The following is an 18,985-nucleotide window of genomic DNA, read 5'->3' as shown; positions in this document are numbered from 1 at the left end:
CGCGCCCGCATGGCACCACGGCCCCACCACCCCTACTTCGCCGGGTCCCCGCTGTTGATGGCCCACCGCGGGGGCGCCCGGCTCGCACCCGAGAACACCATGGCCGCGTTCACGGCGGCGGTGGAGCGGTGGGAGGCCGACGTCCTCGAGATGGACGTGCGCGCCACGCGTGACGGGGTGATCGTGGTCCATCATGATCCCACCGTCGACCGCACCACCGACGGACGCGGTGCGGTGCGCGATCACGACTGGCCCGAGCTGGCACGGCTCGACGCCGGGCACACGTTCCTGGATCTGCAGGGCGAGCCGTCCTTCCGGGGGAGGGGTGTGCGCATCCCACGCTTCGAGGAGGTGTTGGAGGCGTTCCCGCGCACGCGCATCAACGTGGAGAGCAAATCCGCGGATGCGGCCGCGGGGCTCGTGCGCGTGATCCGCGCGCACAAGGCCGAGGAGCGGGTGCTGGTGGCCGCGCAGTACGAGCGCACCCGGGTCGAGGCGCGTGGATACGCCGGACCCTGGGGGGCGTCGGAGGCGCAGATCCGCTTGCTGTGGGTGCTGCGACACCTCCCGTTCCGCGTGTATACACCGCGCGCCGACGCGATGCAGATCCCCGATTCCTGGAAGGGTCGCACGATCGCGACGCGTGGCTTCATCGCGGACGCCCACGCCCGCGGCCTGCCCGTGCACGTCTGGGTGGTGGACCGACCCGAGCGCATGGTCGAGCTGCTGGAATGGGACGTGGACGGCATCCAGACCGATCGGCCGGACCTGCTGGCCCGGGTCCTGGTCGAGCGCGTGGGGCGGCGGCCACCCCCCGGCCTCGGCCCCGCGGAGGCCGGGTGAGCGCCCGGCGCCGGCGCGGGCCGGGATCGTTGGGAGCGCGCTTCATCGACCACTGGCGCACGCTCGCGGTGGAGGCCCAGGCACCGTTGATCGTCGCCGTCTCGGGAGGCGTCGATTCGCTGACGCTGCTCCACCTGCTCCGCTTCGACGTCGCGCCCCCCGGAGGCCTGCACGTCGCGCACTTCGACCACGCCTGGCGGGAGGGGAGCGAGGGCGAGGCCCGCTGGGTGGCGGGCGTGGCGCGGGCGTGGGGCCTCGAATGCTCCAGCGCGCGGGCGGTGCGCGCACCCGCCGACGAGGAGGAGGCCCGGGGCATGCGCTACGCGTTCCTGGAGGAGGTGCGCGCGCGCCTGGGCGCGCGCTGGGTGCTCACGGCCCACCACGCGGACGATCAGGCCGAGACGGTCCTGTTCCGGGCGCTCCGGGGGGCGGGGCCCGGGGGGCTCGCGGGGATCCCCGCCCGGCGCGAGCCCTGGGTGCGCCCGCTGCTCCCCTTCTGGCGCGAGGAGATCGAGCAGGCCGCGCGCGTCCGCGGACTCACGTGGCTGGAGGACCCGAGCAACCGCGCGCTCGCCCGACCGCGCTCGGTGCTGCGCCACCGGATCCTCCCGGACCTGGAGCGCACCGTGGCCCCGGGCGCCCGCCGGGCGCTGGTGCGGCTCGCGCGCCTGGCCGGGGAGGGCGAATCGGCCCTGCGGGAATGGACCCTCCGGGCCGACCGGGAGGCACGCCTGGCCGAGGGGCCCACGCACGTGGAGTGGTCCCTCGAGGCCTTGCGGGCGCAGGACCCCCACCTCGCGGGCCGGGTGCTGCGGGAGGGCGCGGCGGCCCTGGGCGTCCGCCTGGACGAGCGCTCGACCCGCCGGGCCTTGGCCGCGCTGGGCCGGGAGCGGGTCCGCTTCCATCTGCCCGGGGCGCTGGACCTGATCGTCTGGCGGGGGCGCCTGCGCCTCGAGCGGATGGACGCGACCCCGGACGCGGATCGCCCGCTGACGATCGCCGGGGCGGGGGAGGGGGAGGGGGAGGCCGTGCTGGGTGGCGTGCGCTGGCGGGTGGGCTGGTCGGACCGGGCCGCGGTGGACGCCCCGGCGCGGGTCGACCTCGTGGTGCGCGACCTTCCGGTGCTGGTGCGGGCACGCCGCCCCGGCGACCGATTGCGCCTCCCGGGCGGAAGCCGCCCCCTCAAGAAGCTCCTCCAGGAGGCGGGCATCGCCCGATCGGAACGCGGCCGTCTGCCCCTGGTGGCGGATGCGCGGGGACGGGTACTGTGGGCCCTGGGGCTCGGCGCGGCCGTACGCGCCGAAGCGCCCGACGCCGGACGCCTCCATCTGGGATTCGAGAGTGCCGATCGACGCTGAACAGATCGTGGGCGCCAGCGGGCAGCGCCTCGCGCGCATCGCCTTCAGCGCGGAGACCATCGCCGCGCGCGTGGCCGACATGGGCCGGGAGATCACCGCCCACTACCCCGCCGACGAGCCACTGCTCGTGTTGGGCCTGCTGAAGGGGTCGTTCATCTTCCTGGCCGACCTGGTGCGGGAGATCGACCGGCCGCTCCACGTCGACTTCCTGGTGGCGGCCAGCTACGGCTCGGGGAAGGTGTCGAGCGGGACGCTGGAGCTGCTCTACGACCCGCGCGCCGGCTTCGAGGGCCGGCACGTCCTGGTCGTCGAGGACATCATCGACTCGGGAAACACCCTCAGGCGGCTCCTGCCGGCCCTGGCCGCCCGGCGGCCGCGCAGCCTCGAGCTGTGCAGCCTGCTCCACAAGCGACTGGTCGACCTCCCCACCGAGCCCCGATGGGTGGGGTTCGATGCACCTTCTGACTTCCTCGTGGGGTACGGACTGGATTACAGCGAGGATTTTCGGCACCTTCCTTTCATCGGTAGCCTGGAGGAGTAGGCCGCACCGCGGCAACGTCCGGGCGCTCTGCGGAGTTCATGGCGGAACGAGACCAGAAACCCGAAGACCCGCGCGGCCGCCTCGCACGGCTTTCGCGCGTCACGTCTTTCATTGCCCTCATCGTCCTCTTCAGCCTCGCGGTCCTGACCGCGCGGCGGGGCAATGAGGAGGGCGGAGCGCTGCTCAACTTCACCGAGTTCAAGGAGCAGCTGCGCGACGGCAACATCCACGACGTGACCTTCCAGCCGGAGCCGCGCGTCACGCGCGCCTCCGGCGAGTTCCGCCGCGCGATCACCCGGGAAGGCCGCGAGGTGACCCGCTTCCAGGTGATCCTGGCCGGGCAGGTCACCGACGACCTCCTCGCGGACCTCGAGGCGCAGGACGTGGTGGTCTCCGCCGAGGCGCCGCAGGAGGGCTGGTGGGCCCTGCTGATCGGCGTGTTGCCCTGGCTGCTGTTCATCGCGTTCTGGCTGTGGATGTTCCGCACCATCCAGAGCGGCGGGAACCGCGCCTTCCAGTTCGGGCGCAGCAAGGCCAAGATGATCTCGCCGGACACGCCCAAGGTCACGTTCGCCGATGTGGCCGGCGCCAACGAGGCCAAGGACGAGCTCGAGGAGATCATCGAGTTCCTCAAGGACCCCCAGCGCTTCTCGCGCCTGGGTGGCCGCCTGCCCAAGGGGGTGCTGCTGGTGGGCCCGCCCGGAACCGGGAAGACGCTGCTGGCGCGCGCCGTGGCGGGCGAGGCCGGCCGCCCCTTCTTCCAGATGTCCGGCTCGGACTTCGTGGAGATGTTCGTCGGCGTGGGCGCGTCCCGCGTCCGCGACCTCTTCGAGCAGGGCAAGGCGCACGCCCCCTGCATCATCTTCATCGACGAGATCGACGCCGTGGGTCGGCACCGGGGAGCCGGCCTGGGCGGCGGGCACGACGAGCGGGAGCAGACCCTGAACCAGCTCCTGGTGGAGATGGACGGCTTCGAGGCCAACGAGGGCGTCATCCTGCTGGCGGCCACCAACCGCCCGGACGTCCTCGACCCCGCGCTGCTGCGGCCCGGCCGCTTCGACCGGCAGGTCGTGGTGGACCTCCCCGACGTGCGGGGGCGCGAGGGTATCCTCAGCGTGCACGCCAAGAAGCTGCCGCTGGCGCCCGACGTGGACCTCGAGGTCATCGCCAAGGGGACGCCGGGCATGGCCGGGGCCGACCTGGCCAACGTCTGCAACGAGGCCGCCCTGCTCGCCGCCCGCCGGGGCGCCGAGAAGGTCAACATGGACGACTTCGAGCGGGCCAAGGACAAGGTCATGCTGGGCACCGAGCGCAAGAGCCTGGTGCTCAACGAGTCGGAGCGGCGCCTGACCGCGTACCACGAGGCCGGTCACGCCGTGGTGGGCGTGCGCCTGCCCGGGCTGGACCCGGTGCACAAGGTCACCATCGTGCCCCGGGGCCGCGCGCTGGGCATCACGGCATCGCTGCCCGAGGAGGATCGGCACTCCTATACCAAGGAGTGGCTGGAGGGGCAACTCGTGATGCTGTACGGCGGCCGCGTGGCCGAGGAGCTCGAGTTCGGCGCCGAGAAGGTCACGACCGGAGCCGGCAACGACATCGAGCGGGCCACCTCGTTGGCGCGGCGGATGGTCACACGCTTCGGCATGTCCGAGGTCGTGGGGCTCATGGCCGTGGGGGACTCGGAGCAGGAGGTGTTCCTGGGCCGCGAGCTGGTGCAGCGCCGGGAGACCTCGGAGCACACCGCCCAGCTCGTGGACAACGAGGTCAAGCGCATCCTGGACGACGCCCACGACCGGGCCCGCGAGTTGATCAGCCGCGAGCGGGAGCTGCTGGAGGCCATCGCCCAGGCCCTGCTGGAGCGGGAGACGCTGGATCGCGAGGAGATCCAGTCGCTCGCGGATGGGCGGGAGTTGCCGCCACCGCGGCCATCGGAGGCGCTGCTGACCACCCCGACCGCCGCGGACGGGGGGCTCAGCGAGAGCGAGGTGGCCGCACCCGTCGGTCGCCTGCGTCTGCCCCGCCGGGGAGCGCGTCCCTCGGACGCATGAGCCCGGGGCTCGTGCGCGGCGGGGAGACCCCGACCCCCGGCACCGCGGGCGGTCCGGACCCGCTGCGCGCTCCGGTCCGCTGGCGCCTGCGCACCCGCGAGGTGCCGCTCGACCGCCCCGTGGTGATGGGGATCCTGAACCTCACCCCGGATTCGTTCAGCGACGGCGGGCGCTTCGCCGACGTCGACGCCCAGATCACGCGCGCCCATGCCCTCGTCGAGGAGGGGGCCGACCTGCTGGACGTGGGTGGCGAGTCCACCCGTCCGGGCGCGACCCCGGTGCCGGTGGACGAGGAGCTGCGGCGTCTGGAGCCCTTCCTGGCGCGTCTAGGCGAGATCCCGGTTCCGGTCTCCATCGACACGCGCCGGGCGGCGGTGGCCGAGCGCGCCCTGGACGCCGGCGTCGAGATCGTCAACGACGTCTCGGGCCTGTCGCACGATGCGACGCTCGCGGGTGTGGTGGCCCGGAGCGGAGCCGCCCTCGTGCTCATGCACATGCGCGGCAATCCCATCGACATGACCGAATGGGCCCGCTACGGGGACGTGGTCGCGGAGGTGCGCTCCGAGCTCGCCGGCGCGCTCGACTACGCCCGTAGCGCGGGCGTGGAGGAGGCCCGCATCGTCCTGGATCCGGGCATCGGGTTCGCCAAGAGCCCCGACCAGTCATTGGCCCTCCTGCATCGCCTCGACGGGTTGCACCTGCTGGGCCGGCCCCTCCTGGTCGGCCCCAGCCGCAAGCGCTTCCTGGCGGGGCCCGAGGCGCTTCCTCCGGACCAGCGGGTGGAGGGCACGCTCGCGGCCTGCGTGGTGGCCTGGTCGCGCGGAGCGCGGATCTTCCGGGTGCACGACGTCCGGCCGGCCCGCAAGGCGCTGGACGTGGCCTGGCGCATCGACCACGCCGGAGCCTCGTCGTGAGGACGCTGATCGACCAGATCCTCTTCCTGCGACCGGGATGGTTGGACCTGGTCGAGATCCTCATCGTCGCCGCGCTGTTCTATCGGCTGCTGCTCCTGCTGCAGCGTACCCGCGCGATGCAGATGCTGCTCGGCGTGCTGCTGCTGGCCGCGGCGTACTTCGTGGCGCGCCTGCTGGGCTTCTCGCTGATCCGCCAGATCCTGGAGACGATCTTCCGGTACGGTGCGATCGCGCTGCTGGTCGTCTTCCAGCCCGAGCTGCGCCAGACGCTGGCCCGCCTGGGACAGACCCGCATGCTGCGCGTCTTCAACCGGGTCGACTCGAGCCGCGTCGCGGACGAGATCGTCGCCGCCGTGGAGCAGCTGCAGCGCCAGAAGGTCGGCGCGATCATCGCCATCGAACGCGAAGTGGGGCTGGCGGCGTATGCGGACACGGGGCGGCCGGTGGAGGCGCGCGTGTCCTCCGACATCCTCGCCACCATCTTCACCCCGTACTCCCCGCTGCACGACGGGGCCGTCCTGATCGCGGGGGATCAGATCAAGACCGCGGGGGCCATCCTGCCTCTCACGCAGAGCCCGGTGAGCGACCGCACGCTGGGGACCCGGCACCGGGCCGCGATCGGCCTCTCGGAGGAGACGGACGCCCTGGTGATCGTGGTCAGCGAGGAGACCGCGCGGATCGCCGTGGCCCAGCGGGGACGCCTGGAAGTGGGGGTCGAACCGGCCCGCCTGCGCGAGCTGATCGAGGCGCCGGCTCCCGCCGCGATGCTGGGGAGCGCGGGCTCCTGATGGCCTCTCCGCCAGGGCCTGGACGGACGTTTGACATGCCCGACGGGGGCTCCCTACATTGCCGCCGCTTCTGCCCGGACGGGCGTGGAGCGCGGTCTGGAGGGCCATCCGCCCCCCGGGTCGTTCAACCCCTCGGACCCAAGGAGTAGCGGTTGGAATCCGGCGGCTCGCAATACGAACTGATGTCGCTGTTCGCCGACGGCGGCGTGATGATGTACCCCCTGGTGCTGTGCTCCCTCCTGGCCCTGGGCGTGATCATCGCCAAGGCCTGGACCCTCTTCGTCGCCCACAAGGACGCCAAGGGCGTCATGAACCGGGTGGAGGAGGCGGCGCGCAGCGGCCGGCTGGATGAGGCCATCGAGATCGCGGCGTCCACCCGTGGGCCCACGGCTGCCATCCTGCACGCGGGTCTGCTCCGACTGCGCGACCTCAAGGTCCGCCGGGGTGAGGTCGAAGCCGCCGTGAACACCACCGGCACGATCGAGCTCGGCTTCCTGGAGCGCGGGCTGGTGGTGCTGGCCACCATCGCCAACGTGGCCCCGCTGATGGGCTTCCTGGGCACGGTGGCCGGGATGATCCTGGCCTTCGCCTCCATCGAGGCGGCAGGCAACGTGGATCCGGGCCTCGTGGCCGGAGGGATCAAGGTCGCGCTGCTCACCACGGCGGCCGGCCTCGTCATCGCCATCCCGGTCAACATCGCCTACAACTTCTTCGTCTACGCCATCGACAAGCTGATCGTGGACATGGAGCAGGGCACCCAGGAGATCCTGAGCCTGGCGTGGGACATGGAGAAGCAGGGCAAGCTCACCGTGACCTCCTCCCGGAAGGCGCGCGCGAGCACCATGGCCCGGCCCGCCACCAAGCAGGCCACCCGCCCCGACCCCCTGGCCGGGGAAGGCGGCGTGGCGCAGCGTCCTTCGGACACACGAGCCACGCCTGGCGGAGGAGTGCCCCCGCAGACGTGAGTCGGGATCGGAACCCCACGCCCGTCCATCCGGTATCTGAAACCAGCGCTTACGCCCGCGGAGAAGCGATTCCATGGCGATGATGAGAAAGAAGTCCAAGGTCAGCGACGAGGTGCCTACCTCGTCCATGGCGGACATCGCGTTCCTGCTGCTGATCTTCTTCCTGGTCACGACGGTGTTCCCGCGTGACAAGGGCCTTCCGGTCGTGCTGCCCGAGGCCCAGGAGCAGGTGCAGGTCAGCCAGAAGAACATCATGCACCTGATCGTCCAGCCCAACGGGCTGGTCGAGGTCAAGCGTGGCGAGAGCCAGCAGACCCAGCAGGTGCGCCCCGAGCAGCTCGAGGCCATGTGGCGCCTCGAGGTCACGAACAACCCGAACCTGATCGCGGCGGTAAAGACCCACCCCGACGCGCCGTACAGATTCATGGTGGACGTCCTGGACGCGCTGCAGTCGGCGGGCGCGGACAAGATCTCCCTGCAGGTCCTGGAGGGCTGACGTCATGGCGATCAAGCAGGGTGGCTTCAAGCGCAAGTCGGGCGTGTCGGACGAGATCCCCTCGTCCTCGCTGGCCGACATCGCGTTCCTCCTCCTCATCTTCTTCATGGTGACCACGGTCTTCCGGACGTCGGGCGAGCAGCCCATCGACTGGGTCCAGGCCGAGGCTACCCAGAAGATCGATGAGAAGAAGAAGAACGTCCTCGAGCTGTGGGTGCTCGAGAACGGGAACGTCTTCGTCAACGATCGGCCGGTGGCCATGGCGGACGTCTCGTCCCTCGTGGCGCCGATGTACATCGAGACGGAGCGCCGCCTCGTGACGTCGGTCCGGGCCGACAAGGACGTCCCGTACCGTTACATCGACCTGGTGCAGAAGGAGCTGCAGGAGGCCGGCGCAATCCGCGTCGTGTTCGCCACCGAGCTCGAGCGCCGCATGGCCGGAGAGAGACGATGACCGAGACATCCGCCACGGCCGGCACCACCGCGAACGACCGCTTCAAACAGGGATTCAACACCTGGTTCTGGGGCTCGATCGTGGCGGCGACGGCGATCCACTTCGCGGTCTTCCAGTTCTGGCCGGAAATGACCGCGGCCGACGTGTCGGTGGCGACCGAGGAGCTGGAAGCCATCGAGCTGCCGCCCGAGATCGAGATCCCGCCGCCACCCCAGGCCATCGCGCGTCCGGCCACGCCGGTCATCGCCGATACGCCGATCGAGGAGGACATCACGATCGCGCCCACGACCTTCGACGATAACCCCGTCGAGGATCTGCCCCCGCCGCCCGAGGCGACGGAGACGGACGTGTCCGCGGCGCCGACGTTCACGCCCTTCACGGTGCGGCCCGACCTGAAGAACCGGAGCGACGTGCAGCGGGCGCTCACGCGCGAGTACCCGCCGCTGCTCCGTGACGCCGGGATCGGCGGCACGGTCAACGTCTGGTTCTTCATCGACGAGAACGGCCGCGTGCTCCGCACGCAGGTGCAGCAGTCGTCCGGGCACAAGGCCCTGGACGATGCCGCCCTCAAGGTGGCCAGCATCATGGAGTTCACGCCCGCGCTCAACCGCGACAAGCGCGTCCAGGTGTGGGTGGCGTTCCCGATTACCTTCCAGATCCAGTAGCACCGGGATCCCGGAAGCGCCTCGAGGCCCCGCCGGACTCGGTCCGGCGGGGCCTCGTTGCGTTGGGAGGGTGTCCGGATCCGTGGTTTCCGAGCGGAGCGAGCACTACAATTAACAGTCTGTCCAGGAACGGGAGGAGCGCGGGTTTGCCACGGGCGGTCTACGAGTCGGACGCGGAGCGGGGTCCCCCCCTGACCCCGCCCGAGCAGGCCTACCACGAGCGTGTGTCCGTCGCGTTGCCGGAGCTCCGGCGACGCATGCAGGACGCGGCGGTGCGTTCGGGGCGGCCCGCGGACGCCGTGCGGCTCCTGGCGGTGACCAAGGGCCACCCGCTGGCCGCGGTGCGCGCCGCCCGCGCCGCCGGGCTCTGCGATCTGGCGGAGAACCGCCCGGAGTCGCTCGTCGAGCGGCGCGGCGCCTTTCCCGACCCGGACGTGCGCTGGCACCTGATCGGGCATGTGCAGCGTCGCAAGGCCCCCGACGCGGTGGAGGCGGCCCATCTGTTCCACGCGCTGGACTCGGTGCGCCTGGCGGAGCGCCTCGACCGGGTGGCCGACGAGACGGGGCGCCGCCTCCCCGTGCTGGTGCAGGTGAACACCTCCGGAGAAGGATCCAAGGGCGGCTTCACCGTGGAGGAGGCTCCCGAGGCGCTGACCCGCCTGGTGACGCTCCCGGGCCTGCTCGTCCGGGGTCTCATGACCATGGCGCCGTTCGTGGAGGAGGAAGAGCCCGTACGTGAGACGTTCCGCCGGTTGCGGGCGCTGCACGAGGACGCCCGTCGGGCCGTGGCGGGATACGAGGGCACGGAGCTCTCGATGGGGATGACCAACGACTACGAGATCGCGATCGAGGAGGGCAGCACGATGATCCGCATCGGCACCGCCCTCTTCGGAGAGCGCATCCAAGCACCCTGAACGGGAACCGCAGATGATCGAGCTCACACCGCTGGACGTGCGGAAGAAGCGCGGCGACTTCCGCAAGGGCATGCGCGGCTATGATGCGGGGGAAGTGGACACCTTCCTCGAGATCGTGGCCGAGCGACTCGAGGCGTTGGTGAAGGAGAACCTGACGCTGAAGGAGCGCACGGCGCGGCTCACCGACCAGGTCAAGGAGCAGCAGGACCGGGAGAAGGCCGTGCAGGACGCGCTGGTGACCGCCCAGGCCCTGCGCAAGGACATCTCCGGCCAGGCGCAGCGCGAGGCCGAGCTGATGCGTCGCGAGGCCGAGGCCGAGATCGAGCGCATGCTGATGGACGCGGAGAACCGGCTGGACGAGATCCGGCTGGCCACCGACGAGGCCGACCGGAGGCGGCGGCGCTTCCTCAGGGCGGTGCGGGCCATGCTCGAGCGGGAGCTCGACTTCGTCAGCGTGGAGGAAGGCCGCAGCCCGTTGGAGGAGAAGCCGCTGGAGCTCGACCTGTTCGTGAACCGCCCCGACGATGCGGGCGCGCGGCGCGCGGCATCGTCCCACGCCGACGACGAGGAAGGCGCGGACGAAGACGTGGTGGACATCGACCAGTTGCGGCCCGACGGGTCGGAGCGCTCCGGCGACGAGCCCTGGCAGCCCCACTGGCGCTTCTCGATGGGCGAGTCCCAGGAGCGCCCCGGATCCGAGGCATGAGCACGGACACGGTCCCGACCCTCGCGGCGGTCGACGCGGCCGCCGAGCGCATCCGGAACGCGCCCGGCTTCGTGCCGCCGCGCGTGGGGATCGTGCTCGGGACGGGACTCGGGCGGCTGGCGTCCGAGATGGACGTGAAAGCCACGGTGCCCTACACGGACCTGCCCGGTTTCCCACTGGCCACCGTCGAGAGCCACAGCGGGCGTCTGCTGCTGGGCTCCCTGGCCGGGGTGCCGGTCGTGGTCCTGCAGGGCCGCTTCCACCGCTATGAGGGCTACACCCTGCAGCAGGTGACCTTCCCCATCCGCGTGTTGGGCCGGCTGGGCATCGACGTGCTGATCGTCACCGGCGCGTCCGGCGGGATGAACCCGCTCTGGTCGCCCGGTGACCTGGTCCTCCTGGACGACCACATCAACCTGTTGGGCGACAACCCCCTGGTGGGCCCCAACCTGGATGCGCTGGGACCGCGCTTCCCGGACATGTCGGAGCCGTACGACCGCGCCCTCCAGCGCCTGGCACAGGACGTCGCGCTCCGGCGCGGCCTCCCGCTCCGGCGCGGCGTCTACGTCGCGGTGGTGGGTCCCAACCTCGAGACGCGTGCCGAATACCGCATGCTGCGCGCGCTCGGCGCCGACGTGGTGGGCATGTCCACCGTGCCCGAGGTGATCGTGGCCCGCCACATGGGCATCCGCGTGCTGGGTCTGTCCATCGTCACCGACGCCTGTCTGCCGGATGCATTGGAGCCGGCGGACGTGAACACCATCATCCGCACGGCCATGGAGGCCGAGCCCCATCTGACCGGGCTCGTCCACGACGTCATCGCCCACTTCGCCGACGCATGAGCTATCCCGAGCTGCCCAAGTCGCTGAACGAGCTGGAAGAGCAGGTGCTGGCCCGCTGGCGGGAGGAGCACCTGTTCGAGCGCACGCTCGAATGGACGCGGGACAACCCGCCCTTCGTCTTCTACGAGGGCCCGCCCACGGCCAACGGCCGCCCCGGCTTCCACCACATCATCGCGCGGACCACCAAGGACCTGATCTGCCGGTACCGTGCGCTGACCGGCCGGCGCGTGCTGCGCAAGGCGGGTTGGGACACCCACGGGCTCCCCGTGGAGATCGAGGCGGAGAAGAAGCTCGGCATCTCCGGCAAGCCCGACATCGAGGCCATCGGGATCGAGCGCTTCAACGAGGTGTGTCGCGAGTCCGTCTGGACCTATCAGGAGGTCTGGGAGGAGCTCTCCGAGCGCATCGGCTACTGGCTCGACTACTCCAAGCCGTACGTGACCTACCACGCCGACTACATCGAAAGCGTGTGGTGGATCCTGTCGGAGCTGGCGGGGAAGGGACTGCTCTACCGCGGCCACAAGAGTGTGCCGTACTGCCCGCGCTGCGGGACCGCCCTCTCGTCGCACGAGGTGGCCCAGGGCTACGAGGACGTCGAAGACCCCTCCCTCTACTTCCTGGCCCCCCTGCGCGGGGAGGACGGTCAGGCCGACCCGGACGGCCGGGCCTTCGTGGTGTGGACCACGACGCCCTGGACGGTCCCGTCCAACGCCGCCCTGGCCGTCCATCCGGATCTGACCTACGTGGAGGTGGACACCGAGGCGGGTCCGCGCATCGTGGCCGAATCGCGGTTGGCCGCCCTGTTCGGCGAGGACGCGCCCGTGCGGGCTCGGCACCGCGGTGCCGACCTGGTGGGGACGCGGTACGAGCGGCCGCTGGATCTCATCGCGGTGGACGACCCGTCCGCGACCGCCTGGACGGTGGTCGCGGAGGACTTCGTATCCGCCGAGGACGGAACGGGCCTGGTGCACATCGCGCCGGCGTTCGGGGCCGACGACTTCGCGGCCGGGCAGCGCTACGGCCTGCCCCTCCTGCGGCCCATCGACGACCAGGGCCGCTTCGGGACGGCCGTGCCGGTCGTGGGCGGTCTGTTCGTCAAGGACGCCGACGCGCCCATCCTGGAGCTGCTGGCCGAACGCGGTCGGCTGTTCCGCACCGAGCACTACCTGCACAGCTATCCGCACTGCTGGCGCTGCCGCTCGCCCCTGATCTACATGGCACGCGACTCCTGGTTCGCCGCCACGTCGTCGCTCAAGGACCAGCTGCTCGCCAACCATCACCAGATCGCCTGGCACCCCCCCGAGGTGGGGGAGGGCCGCTTCGGAGCCTGGTTGGAGGGCAACGTGGACTGGGCGCTGTCGCGCGACCGGTTCTGGGGCACGCCGCTGCCGGTGTGGATCTGTGATCGCGACGCGGACCACGTGGAGTGGATCGGCAGCTTCGCGGCCCTGGCCGACAAGGCGGGCCCGTTGCCCGAGCCGTTCGATCCGCACCGGCCGTTCATCGACGAGTACACGTGGCCGTGCGCGTGCGGCGGCACCATGAAGCGCACGACCGCCGTGATCGACGTGTGGTTCGACTCGGGCGCCATGCCTTATGCGCAATGGCACTACCCGTTCGAGAACCAGGACGTGTTCGCGGACCAGTTCCCGGCGGACTACATCTGCGAGGCCATGGACCAGACGCGCGGCTGGTTCTACTCGCTGCTCGCCATCTCCACGATGCTGGGCAAGGGACCGTCGTTCAAGAACGTCATCGTCAACGGGCTGATCCTGGACGCGGACGGCCTCAAGATGTCCAAGTCCCGCGGGAACGTCGTGGACCCGTTCGACGCCATCGCCGAACACGGCGCCGACGCGTTGCGCTGGGCCATGATGACGGTCAGCTACCCGTGGGCGGACAAGCGCTACGATCCGGCGGGCGTGGCCGACGCCAGCCGGGCGTTGTTCGACACCCTGCTGGAGACGTACCGCTTCTTCGCGCTGTACGCGAACCTGGAAGGCTGGTCGCCTTCGGACGCCGATCCCGCGCCGGAGGCCCGTCCCGTGCTCGATCGCTGGGTGCTGGCCCGGCTGGACGGACTGGTGCGCCTGGTGCGGTCGGAGCTGGATGGCTATCAGATCACGCGGCCCTACCGGGAAGTCGGCGCGTTCGTCGACGACCTGTCCAATTGGTACGTGCGCCGCTCCCGCCGCCGTTTCTGGGGCAACACCGACGCGCACGACACGCGCGCCGCCTTCCGCACGCTCCACGACGCGCTGCACACGCTCGCGCTGTTGTTGGCGCCCGTCACGCCGTTCGTGGCGGATGCGCTGTGCCGCGCCCTGACCAGCCAGAGCGCGCACCTCACGCCGTTCCCGGAGAGCGGCCCCGGCGCCCTGTCCGACCCCGCGTTGGAGGAGGAGATGCGCGCGGTGCGCATGCTGTCCCGGCTCGGCCGGGCGGCGCGGGAGGATGTGCGCATCCGGGTGCGCCAGCCGCTGCGTCAGCTGCGCGCGGTGGTGCCGGGCGGCCAGGTGCCGCGTCCCGACGTCCTGGAGGTCCTGGAGGACGAGCTGAACGTGAAGCAGGTGGACTTCATCACCACCTCCGACGGCCTGGTGCAGGTCAGCGCCAAGCCGAACTACCGGGTGCTGGGCAAGCGCTTCCAGAAGCGGACGGAGCAGGCGGCCACCGCCATCCGCGACCTGGATGCGGACGCGCTCCGCCGGTACCGGGCCGGGGAGCCCGTGGAGATCGCGGTGGAGGGCGAGCGCTTCGCGCTGCAGCCGGGCGACCTGGACGTGGTGGAGGAGGCCGCGGGGGACTACGCCGTGCGCGCCGAGGGCGGGTACGTCGCGGCGCTGGACCCGACCCTGGACGACGGGCTCGTGCGCGAAGGCCTCTACCGCGAGCTGGTCAACCGCGTCCAGCGCCTGCGCAAGGACGGCGGGCTCGCGGTCTCGGACCGCATCCGGTTGGCGGTGGCCGGCCCCGACGACGTGCGGGCCGCGGCCGAGGCGTACGCCCAGGCGCTGGCCAGCGAGACCCTGGCGCTCGACGTGCAGGTGCTGGACCGGCCGGAGCCGGGCGCGTTCGCGCATGCGCGGGACGAGGACCTCGACGGCCGCACCGCCTGGATCGGCCTCGAGCCCGTGGAGACGGGCTGAGCCGGGGGCCGGATGGCGGACCGCACCAGGCAGGCGGGCGGCGTCCGGCGCCCCGGCAAGGCGGTCGCGCTGTTCGGCGTGAGCGGAGGCGTGGTCCTGCTGGACCAGGCGTCGAAGAACTTCATCCGCGTCCTGCTCCAACCGGGAGACGCCCAGGCGGTCGTGGAGGGCGTGCTGCGCGTGACCTACCTGCTGAACCCGGGCTCGGCGTTCGGGCTCGCGGTGGGAGGCGCGAACGGGCCCACGCTGCTCTCGCTCGCGGCCACTCTGCTGCTGGCGCTCGTCTTCCTGTTCATGCCGGTCGAGCTCCGCTTCCGGCTGTACGCCGTGGCCCTCACGTTCGGGGGTGCGCTGGGCAACCTCATCGACCGTCTCAAGGACCCGCCCGGCGTGGTGGACTTCATCGACCTGCGCCTGGGATCCCTGTCCTTCCCGGTCTTCAACCTCGCGGACGTGGCCGTCCTGTTCGGCACGATCGCGCTGATCGTCGCCATCTGGTGGGACGAGCGCCGACTGCATGAGCGACAGCGCCGCGCGTCTTGAGGTCGGGGAAGGCGACCGCGGTCGGCTCGACCGCTTCGTGGCCGACCGGTTGGGGCTCTCGCGCACACGGGTGGCGCGGCTGGCGGAGGAGGGGCGCGTGCGCGTGGACGGACGTGCCGTCCGCAAGTCGGAGGCGGTCGAGCCCGGTCAGGTGATCGAGGTGGACGTGCCTCCGCCCGAGCCGGTGGACATCCCCGCCGAGGACCTTCCCCTGCACGTGGTCCACGAGGACGCCGAGCTGCTGGTGGTGGACAAACCTGCCGGCATGGTGGTCCATCCGGCCCCCGGGCATCGCACGGGCACCCTGGTCAACGCGCTGCTGTTCCACGTCCGCGATCTGTCCGGCGTGGGCGGTCGGCTGCGCCCCGGCATCGTCCATCGGCTCGACCGCGACACGTCCGGACTCCTGCTCGTGGCGAAGACCGATCGCGCCCACCTGGCGCTGTCCGAGCAACTGCGGCGGAGGGAGATCAAACGCCTTTATCTGGCGGCGTCCTGGGGGCATCTGCCCGAGGACCGCCTCACCGTCGAGGCGCCCATCGGTCGCGATCCGCGGGACCGCAAACGCATGGCCGTGGTGGAGGGCGGACGCGCCGCCCGTACGCTGATCCGGGTGCGGGAGCGCTGGCCGTCCGGCGAGCTCCTGGACGTGCGTCTGTCCACCGGCCGGACCCACCAGATCCGGGTCCACCTCTTGCATCTGGGCCATCCGGTCATCGGAGATTCCCTGTATGGCGCGGGCTGGGAGCGCGGAATCGCGGGGCCGGACAGACGCTGGGCGAGGGAACTCCTTGCCCGCGTGCCCAGGCAGTTCTTGCATGCCCGGGCGCTCTCCTTCGCTCACCCGTTGAGCGGAGAGCACCTGCACTTCCGAATCCCACCTCCGCCCGATCTCGCGGCGGCGCTGGCGTACGCCAGAACCGCGCGCGGAGGATAGGCCGGGGCGGCATGAACGTGAGGTCGACCGGAGGAGTGCCGACGCGGCTTCCTCCGCCGGGACCCTTGGACATCGCGGTGGACACGTTCGTCCGGGACGCGGGCGCGGAGCGGGTCATGCTCATGAACCGCTCCGGACGGCTCCTCCTGCAACGTGGCTTCGCCGACGCGCGCCAGGTGATGAAGGTCGCCACCCTGGCGGCCGGGATCCACGCGACCGGCAAGCGCATCGGGGAGCTGGTCGGCGACCCCGGCATGGCCCAGTCCCAGAACCGCGGCAGCACCTGCGAGTTCTTCCTCTCCGAGCTGCTCACTCCGGCCGGGCCCATCCTGTTCCTGACCGTCTTCCGCGCCAACGGCCGCCCCCAGGTCGCACGTGGCGCCTTCGAGGTGTTCGCGCGCACGCTGGGCTCGCTCGCCGGCGTCGGCGGTGATGGTCCCCTGCGGGCGGAGGAATTCGAGACGTCGTTGATGACGAGTCTCGAGAGGTTGTTCCCGCAGCGATGATCCGCGACGTGCAGTCCCAGCTCGATCCACGGATGACCTTCGACACGTTCGTCGTCGGTCCCGGGAACCGGCTGGCCTCCGCGGCCGCGCGCCGTGCCGCCGACTCCCCGGCGGCGTCGTACAACCCGCTGTTCCTGTACTCGGCGTCGGGTCTGGGCAAATCGCACATCCTGAACGCGATGGCCCACCACTCCGAGCGGCTCAACCCGGACGCACGCGTCCTGTACCAGACGCTCGAAGGCTATCTCAACGAGCTGGCTGAAGCGCTCGCGCACGGCCGGCAGGAGGAGATGCGCGATCGGTACAAGGATCTGGACATCCTGTTGCTGGACGACGTCCAGTTCCTGACCGGGCAGCCCGAGGCGCAGGAGATCCTGCTGCGCACGCTCGATGCCTTGAACGTCTCCGGGAGCCAGATCGTCCTCGCGTCGGACCGTCCCCCCGCCGAGATCGACGGGCTCGACGCGCGCTTGCTGTCGCGCTTCTCGGGCGGGCTGATGGTGGACATCTCACCTCCCGAGTTCGAGACGCGCCTGGCCATCATCCGGCGCAAGCGCGCGGAGCGGAACGTGGGCGTCTCGGACGAGGTGGCCGAGGCCATCGCCCGGATGCCGTTCCGCAACGTGCGCGAGCTGATGGGTGGGCTCAACCGTGTGATCGCGATCCAGGATCTCGAGGGCCGCGTCGTCACGGCCGCCGAGGTGGGCAAGCTGATCGACGTGCCGCGCGAGCGGGTCAAGCGTCCGAAGCGCCTGGCCGGCCTGGGTGCGTCGACGGCCCACGCCGAGCCCGAGTTCGAGGAGGCGTGGCAGACGCAGCTGCGCGAAGCCGCCGAGGCGGCCGAGGCGGAGGGGTTCAATGCATCCCGCCTGCGCCGGGTCCTCGATGGCGATCTGGAGCCGGCGGACCCGGAGCGCATCGTCGCCGACTACCACGCGGTGCTCGACGAGCTGCGTCGGATCCAGTCCGAGCTGGACATGGTGGGCAACCCGTGGCCGGAGGCCGCGCGCGGCGTCCTGACCGACCCGGAGCGCCTGGAGGAGGCCCGCGCGCTGTTGGCGTCGGCGCGGGAGCGCGTGCGTGACTTCCCGCCGTTCCGCGACGATCGTCCCCTCGACACCGCGGAGGAGCGCTTCCCTGCGCTGGCGGTGAAGGCCGCACGCGAGGTCGTGGGCGAGGAGCCGCCCGAGTACAACCCGCTGTTCGTGTGGAGCCCCGACGGGCACGGTGCGCGCGAGCTGCTGGAGGCCATCGGCACGACGTTCGTCTCGCAGCGGCCCCGCTCCCGCGTCGCGCTCATCTCGGCCCGCGAGTTCGCGGACGAGTTCGTGACGGCCCTCTCCGAGGGCGTGGCGGGTGCGTGGCGCGAGCGCTGGTGGACGGTCGAGCTGCTGATGGTGCATCAGGCCCAGGAGCTCTCGCAGACCGAACGGGCGCAGGACGAGTTCTTCCACCTGTTCGAGGCGGTCAAGCGCCGGGGCGCCCGGATCGTCATTGCCGCGGACCGGCCCCCGTCGCGCGTCACGCAGATCGACGACCGGTTGCGCTCGCGCTTCGAGGGTGGGCTGGTCGTGCAGATGGACGTCACCGGCGAGCCGCCGCTCCCGGCGGAGGAGCTGCTGGCGCGGCGGGTCAAGCGGCAAGGCGTCCTCGAGACCTCCCTGGACAGCCTGGAAGGCGGGGGCGAAGTGGGCCCCGACCTCGGTCTGGTCAAGCGCGACGAGGACGGCCGCATCATCCGCGAGGATGAAGCGATCGATCCCGCGTTCCAGTCCGCGTTGGCGAGCCTGGAAGGGGGCTCGGAGCGGCACGCCCTCACGCCTCCGGAGCCGACCCACCTGGATGTGGCGGGCCCGGCGGCGCTCACCAAGATCAAGATCCGGCCCGATGACTTCCCGACGCTGCTGACCGAGAAGCGGCGTTGGCAGAAGGAAGTGGGCATCGAGGACCAACCGGCACCCGAGCCCGTTGCCCCCGCGGCGGCCGCGGCACCGGCGCCTCCACATCGTTCACCGGAGTCGGGCGAGGAACCGACCGAAGCACCCCAGCCAGCGACGGCGGACCTCCCCGACCCGGCTCCGGTGATCCCCCATCAAGACCCCGAGTACGCGGAGCCGTGGCCGCAGGGCCCGATCCCGGTCTCGGAGCTGAGCGACATCATCGACGCGATCCTGGCGCCGTTCGATCAGCCGCAGGCCGCGGCCAACGGCGTCCAGCCGACCGCCCACCCGCAACCGCGTTGGCGTCCCTCGCCCGAGAAGGTGGTCTGGGACTGGCCGCGCATCGAGGACCGCATTGTACCGGAGGATGCCTGAG

18 protein-coding genes are annotated in these 18,985 nt (G+C 71.3%); all 18 read left to right on the top strand.

Translation table 11 applies throughout. The annotated features are described in order from the left end of the window. The first annotated feature begins 9 nt into the window (after positions 1 to 9). The 18 genes from R3E98_07385 to R3E98_07300 all read left to right on the top strand — a co-directional run bounded on the left by R3E98_07385 (position 10) and on the right by R3E98_07300 (position 18,984). Positions 10 to 843 carry a glycerophosphodiester phosphodiesterase gene (locus R3E98_07385; protein ID MEZ4423213.1) on the top strand — a complete coding sequence of 278 codons (834 nt, stop codon included), beginning with the start codon at positions 10 to 12 and terminating at the stop codon, positions 841 to 843. Continuing rightward, entirely contained in the window at positions 840 to 2,201 is a 1,362-nt protein-coding gene (tilS, locus tag R3E98_07380) for a tRNA lysidine(34) synthetase TilS (protein MEZ4423212.1), read from the top strand. The genes R3E98_07385 and tilS overlap by 4 nt, the downstream gene beginning before the upstream one ends. Continuing rightward, positions 2,185 to 2,742: a hypoxanthine phosphoribosyltransferase gene (gene hpt, locus R3E98_07375; GenBank protein ID MEZ4423211.1), complete on the top strand. Its 558-nt coding sequence runs from the start codon at positions 2,185 to 2,187 to the stop codon at positions 2,740 to 2,742. Before tilS ends, hpt begins: the two co-directional genes overlap by 17 nt. 38 nt (positions 2,743 to 2,780) lie before the next feature. Next, the gene (gene ftsH, locus R3E98_07370) at positions 2,781 to 4,790 is read left to right on the top strand and encodes an ATP-dependent zinc metalloprotease FtsH (GenBank protein MEZ4423210.1); all 2,010 of its coding nucleotides are present in this window, start codon (positions 2,781 to 2,783) and stop codon (positions 4,788 to 4,790) included. Further along, positions 4,787 to 5,704 carry a dihydropteroate synthase gene (gene folP / locus R3E98_07365; protein ID MEZ4423209.1) on the top strand — a complete coding sequence of 306 codons (918 nt, stop codon included), beginning with the start codon at positions 4,787 to 4,789 and terminating at the stop codon, positions 5,702 to 5,704. Before ftsH ends, folP begins: the two co-directional genes overlap by 4 nt. Continuing rightward, complete coding sequence (gene cdaA, locus R3E98_07360; protein ID MEZ4423208.1) at positions 5,701 to 6,492, top strand: diadenylate cyclase CdaA; 792 nt, start codon at positions 5,701 to 5,703, stop codon at positions 6,490 to 6,492. The genes folP and cdaA overlap by 4 nt, the downstream gene beginning before the upstream one ends. Positions 6,493 to 6,674: 182 nt before the next feature. Then, entirely contained in the window at positions 6,675 to 7,457 is a 783-nt protein-coding gene (locus R3E98_07355; GenBank protein MEZ4423207.1) for a MotA/TolQ/ExbB proton channel family protein, read from the top strand. Positions 7,458 to 7,530: 73 nt separating this feature from the next. Continuing rightward, on the top strand, positions 7,531 to 7,953 hold the full coding sequence (locus R3E98_07350; GenBank protein MEZ4423206.1) for a biopolymer transporter ExbD: 423 nt from the start codon (positions 7,531 to 7,533) through the stop codon (positions 7,951 to 7,953). A 4-nt stretch (positions 7,954 to 7,957) separates the two neighbouring features. Further along, complete coding sequence (locus tag R3E98_07345) at positions 7,958 to 8,407, top strand: biopolymer transporter ExbD (GenBank protein MEZ4423205.1); 450 nt, start codon at positions 7,958 to 7,960, stop codon at positions 8,405 to 8,407. Further along, positions 8,404 to 9,072 carry an energy transducer TonB gene (locus tag R3E98_07340; GenBank protein ID MEZ4423204.1) on the top strand — a complete coding sequence of 223 codons (669 nt, stop codon included), beginning with the start codon at positions 8,404 to 8,406 and terminating at the stop codon, positions 9,070 to 9,072. Before R3E98_07345 ends, R3E98_07340 begins: the two co-directional genes overlap by 4 nt. Before the next feature lie 146 nt (positions 9,073 to 9,218). Beyond that, positions 9,219 to 9,986 (top strand): YggS family pyridoxal phosphate-dependent enzyme, encoded by a 768-nt coding sequence (locus tag R3E98_07335; protein ID MEZ4423203.1) that lies wholly within the window; start codon positions 9,219 to 9,221, stop codon positions 9,984 to 9,986. A 13-nt stretch (positions 9,987 to 9,999) separates the two neighbouring features. Continuing rightward, positions 10,000 to 10,692: a DivIVA domain-containing protein gene (locus tag R3E98_07330; protein MEZ4423202.1), complete on the top strand. Its 693-nt coding sequence runs from the start codon at positions 10,000 to 10,002 to the stop codon at positions 10,690 to 10,692. Then, positions 10,689 to 11,534, top strand: coding sequence for a purine-nucleoside phosphorylase (locus R3E98_07325; protein ID MEZ4423201.1), 846 nt, complete (start codon positions 10,689 to 10,691; stop codon positions 11,532 to 11,534). Before R3E98_07330 ends, R3E98_07325 begins: the two co-directional genes overlap by 4 nt. Then, positions 11,531 to 14,683 (top strand): isoleucine--tRNA ligase, encoded by a 3,153-nt coding sequence (gene ileS, locus R3E98_07320; GenBank protein MEZ4423200.1) that lies wholly within the window; start codon positions 11,531 to 11,533, stop codon positions 14,681 to 14,683. The genes R3E98_07325 and ileS overlap by 4 nt, the downstream gene beginning before the upstream one ends. A gap of 12 nt (positions 14,684 to 14,695) precedes the next feature. Then, positions 14,696 to 15,226 (top strand): signal peptidase II, encoded by a 531-nt coding sequence (lspA, locus tag R3E98_07315; GenBank protein ID MEZ4423199.1) that lies wholly within the window; start codon positions 14,696 to 14,698, stop codon positions 15,224 to 15,226. Further along, complete coding sequence (locus R3E98_07310) at positions 15,201 to 16,163, top strand: RluA family pseudouridine synthase (protein MEZ4423198.1); 963 nt, start codon at positions 15,201 to 15,203, stop codon at positions 16,161 to 16,163. Before lspA ends, R3E98_07310 begins: the two co-directional genes overlap by 26 nt. A gap of 77 nt (positions 16,164 to 16,240) precedes the next feature. Continuing rightward, positions 16,241 to 16,669 (top strand): hypothetical protein, encoded by a 429-nt coding sequence (locus tag R3E98_07305; GenBank protein MEZ4423197.1) that lies wholly within the window; start codon positions 16,241 to 16,243, stop codon positions 16,667 to 16,669. Further along, on the top strand, positions 16,666 to 18,984 hold the full coding sequence (locus R3E98_07300; protein ID MEZ4423196.1) for a DnaA/Hda family protein: 2,319 nt from the start codon (positions 16,666 to 16,668) through the stop codon (positions 18,982 to 18,984). The genes R3E98_07305 and R3E98_07300 overlap by 4 nt, the downstream gene beginning before the upstream one ends. Position 18,985: the final 1 nt, after the last annotated feature.

This window comes from Gemmatimonadota bacterium, assembly GCA_041390125.1.
Classification (GTDB): domain Bacteria; phylum Gemmatimonadota; class Gemmatimonadetes; order Longimicrobiales; family Gaopeijiaceae; genus JAGQIF01.
The sequence above is the reverse complement of the archived record's forward strand: the minus strand, read 5'-3'. Positions and strand labels throughout refer to the sequence as shown.

Excerpts from the sequence above, each read along its gene's own strand:
- R3E98_07310 (MEZ4423198.1), top strand. The coding sequence starts at position 15,201 with ATGAGCGACAGCGCCGCGCGTCTTGAGGTCGGGGAAGGCGACCGCGGT.
- R3E98_07330 (MEZ4423202.1), top strand. The coding sequence starts at position 10,000 with ATGATCGAGCTCACACCGCTGGACGTGCGGAAGAAGCGCGGCGACTTC.
- R3E98_07345 (MEZ4423205.1), top strand. The coding sequence starts at position 7,958 with ATGGCGATCAAGCAGGGTGGCTTCAAGCGCAAGTCGGGCGTGTCGGAC.
- R3E98_07355 (MEZ4423207.1), top strand. The coding sequence starts at position 6,675 with ATGTCGCTGTTCGCCGACGGCGGCGTGATGATGTACCCCCTGGTGCTG.
- ftsH (MEZ4423210.1), top strand. The coding sequence starts at position 2,781 with ATGGCGGAACGAGACCAGAAACCCGAAGACCCGCGCGGCCGCCTCGCA.
- R3E98_07350 (MEZ4423206.1), top strand. The coding sequence starts at position 7,531 with ATGGCGATGATGAGAAAGAAGTCCAAGGTCAGCGACGAGGTGCCTACC.
- R3E98_07325 (MEZ4423201.1), top strand. The coding sequence starts at position 10,689 with ATGAGCACGGACACGGTCCCGACCCTCGCGGCGGTCGACGCGGCCGCC.
- lspA (MEZ4423199.1), top strand. The coding sequence starts at position 14,696 with ATGGCGGACCGCACCAGGCAGGCGGGCGGCGTCCGGCGCCCCGGCAAG.
- R3E98_07340 (MEZ4423204.1), top strand. The coding sequence starts at position 8,404 with ATGACCGAGACATCCGCCACGGCCGGCACCACCGCGAACGACCGCTTC.
- folP (MEZ4423209.1), top strand. The coding sequence starts at position 4,787 with ATGAGCCCGGGGCTCGTGCGCGGCGGGGAGACCCCGACCCCCGGCACC.
- R3E98_07300 (MEZ4423196.1), top strand. The coding sequence starts at position 16,666 with ATGATCCGCGACGTGCAGTCCCAGCTCGATCCACGGATGACCTTCGAC.
- ileS (MEZ4423200.1), top strand. The coding sequence starts at position 11,531 with ATGAGCTATCCCGAGCTGCCCAAGTCGCTGAACGAGCTGGAAGAGCAG.
- R3E98_07385 (MEZ4423213.1), top strand. The coding sequence starts at position 10 with ATGGCACCACGGCCCCACCACCCCTACTTCGCCGGGTCCCCGCTGTTG.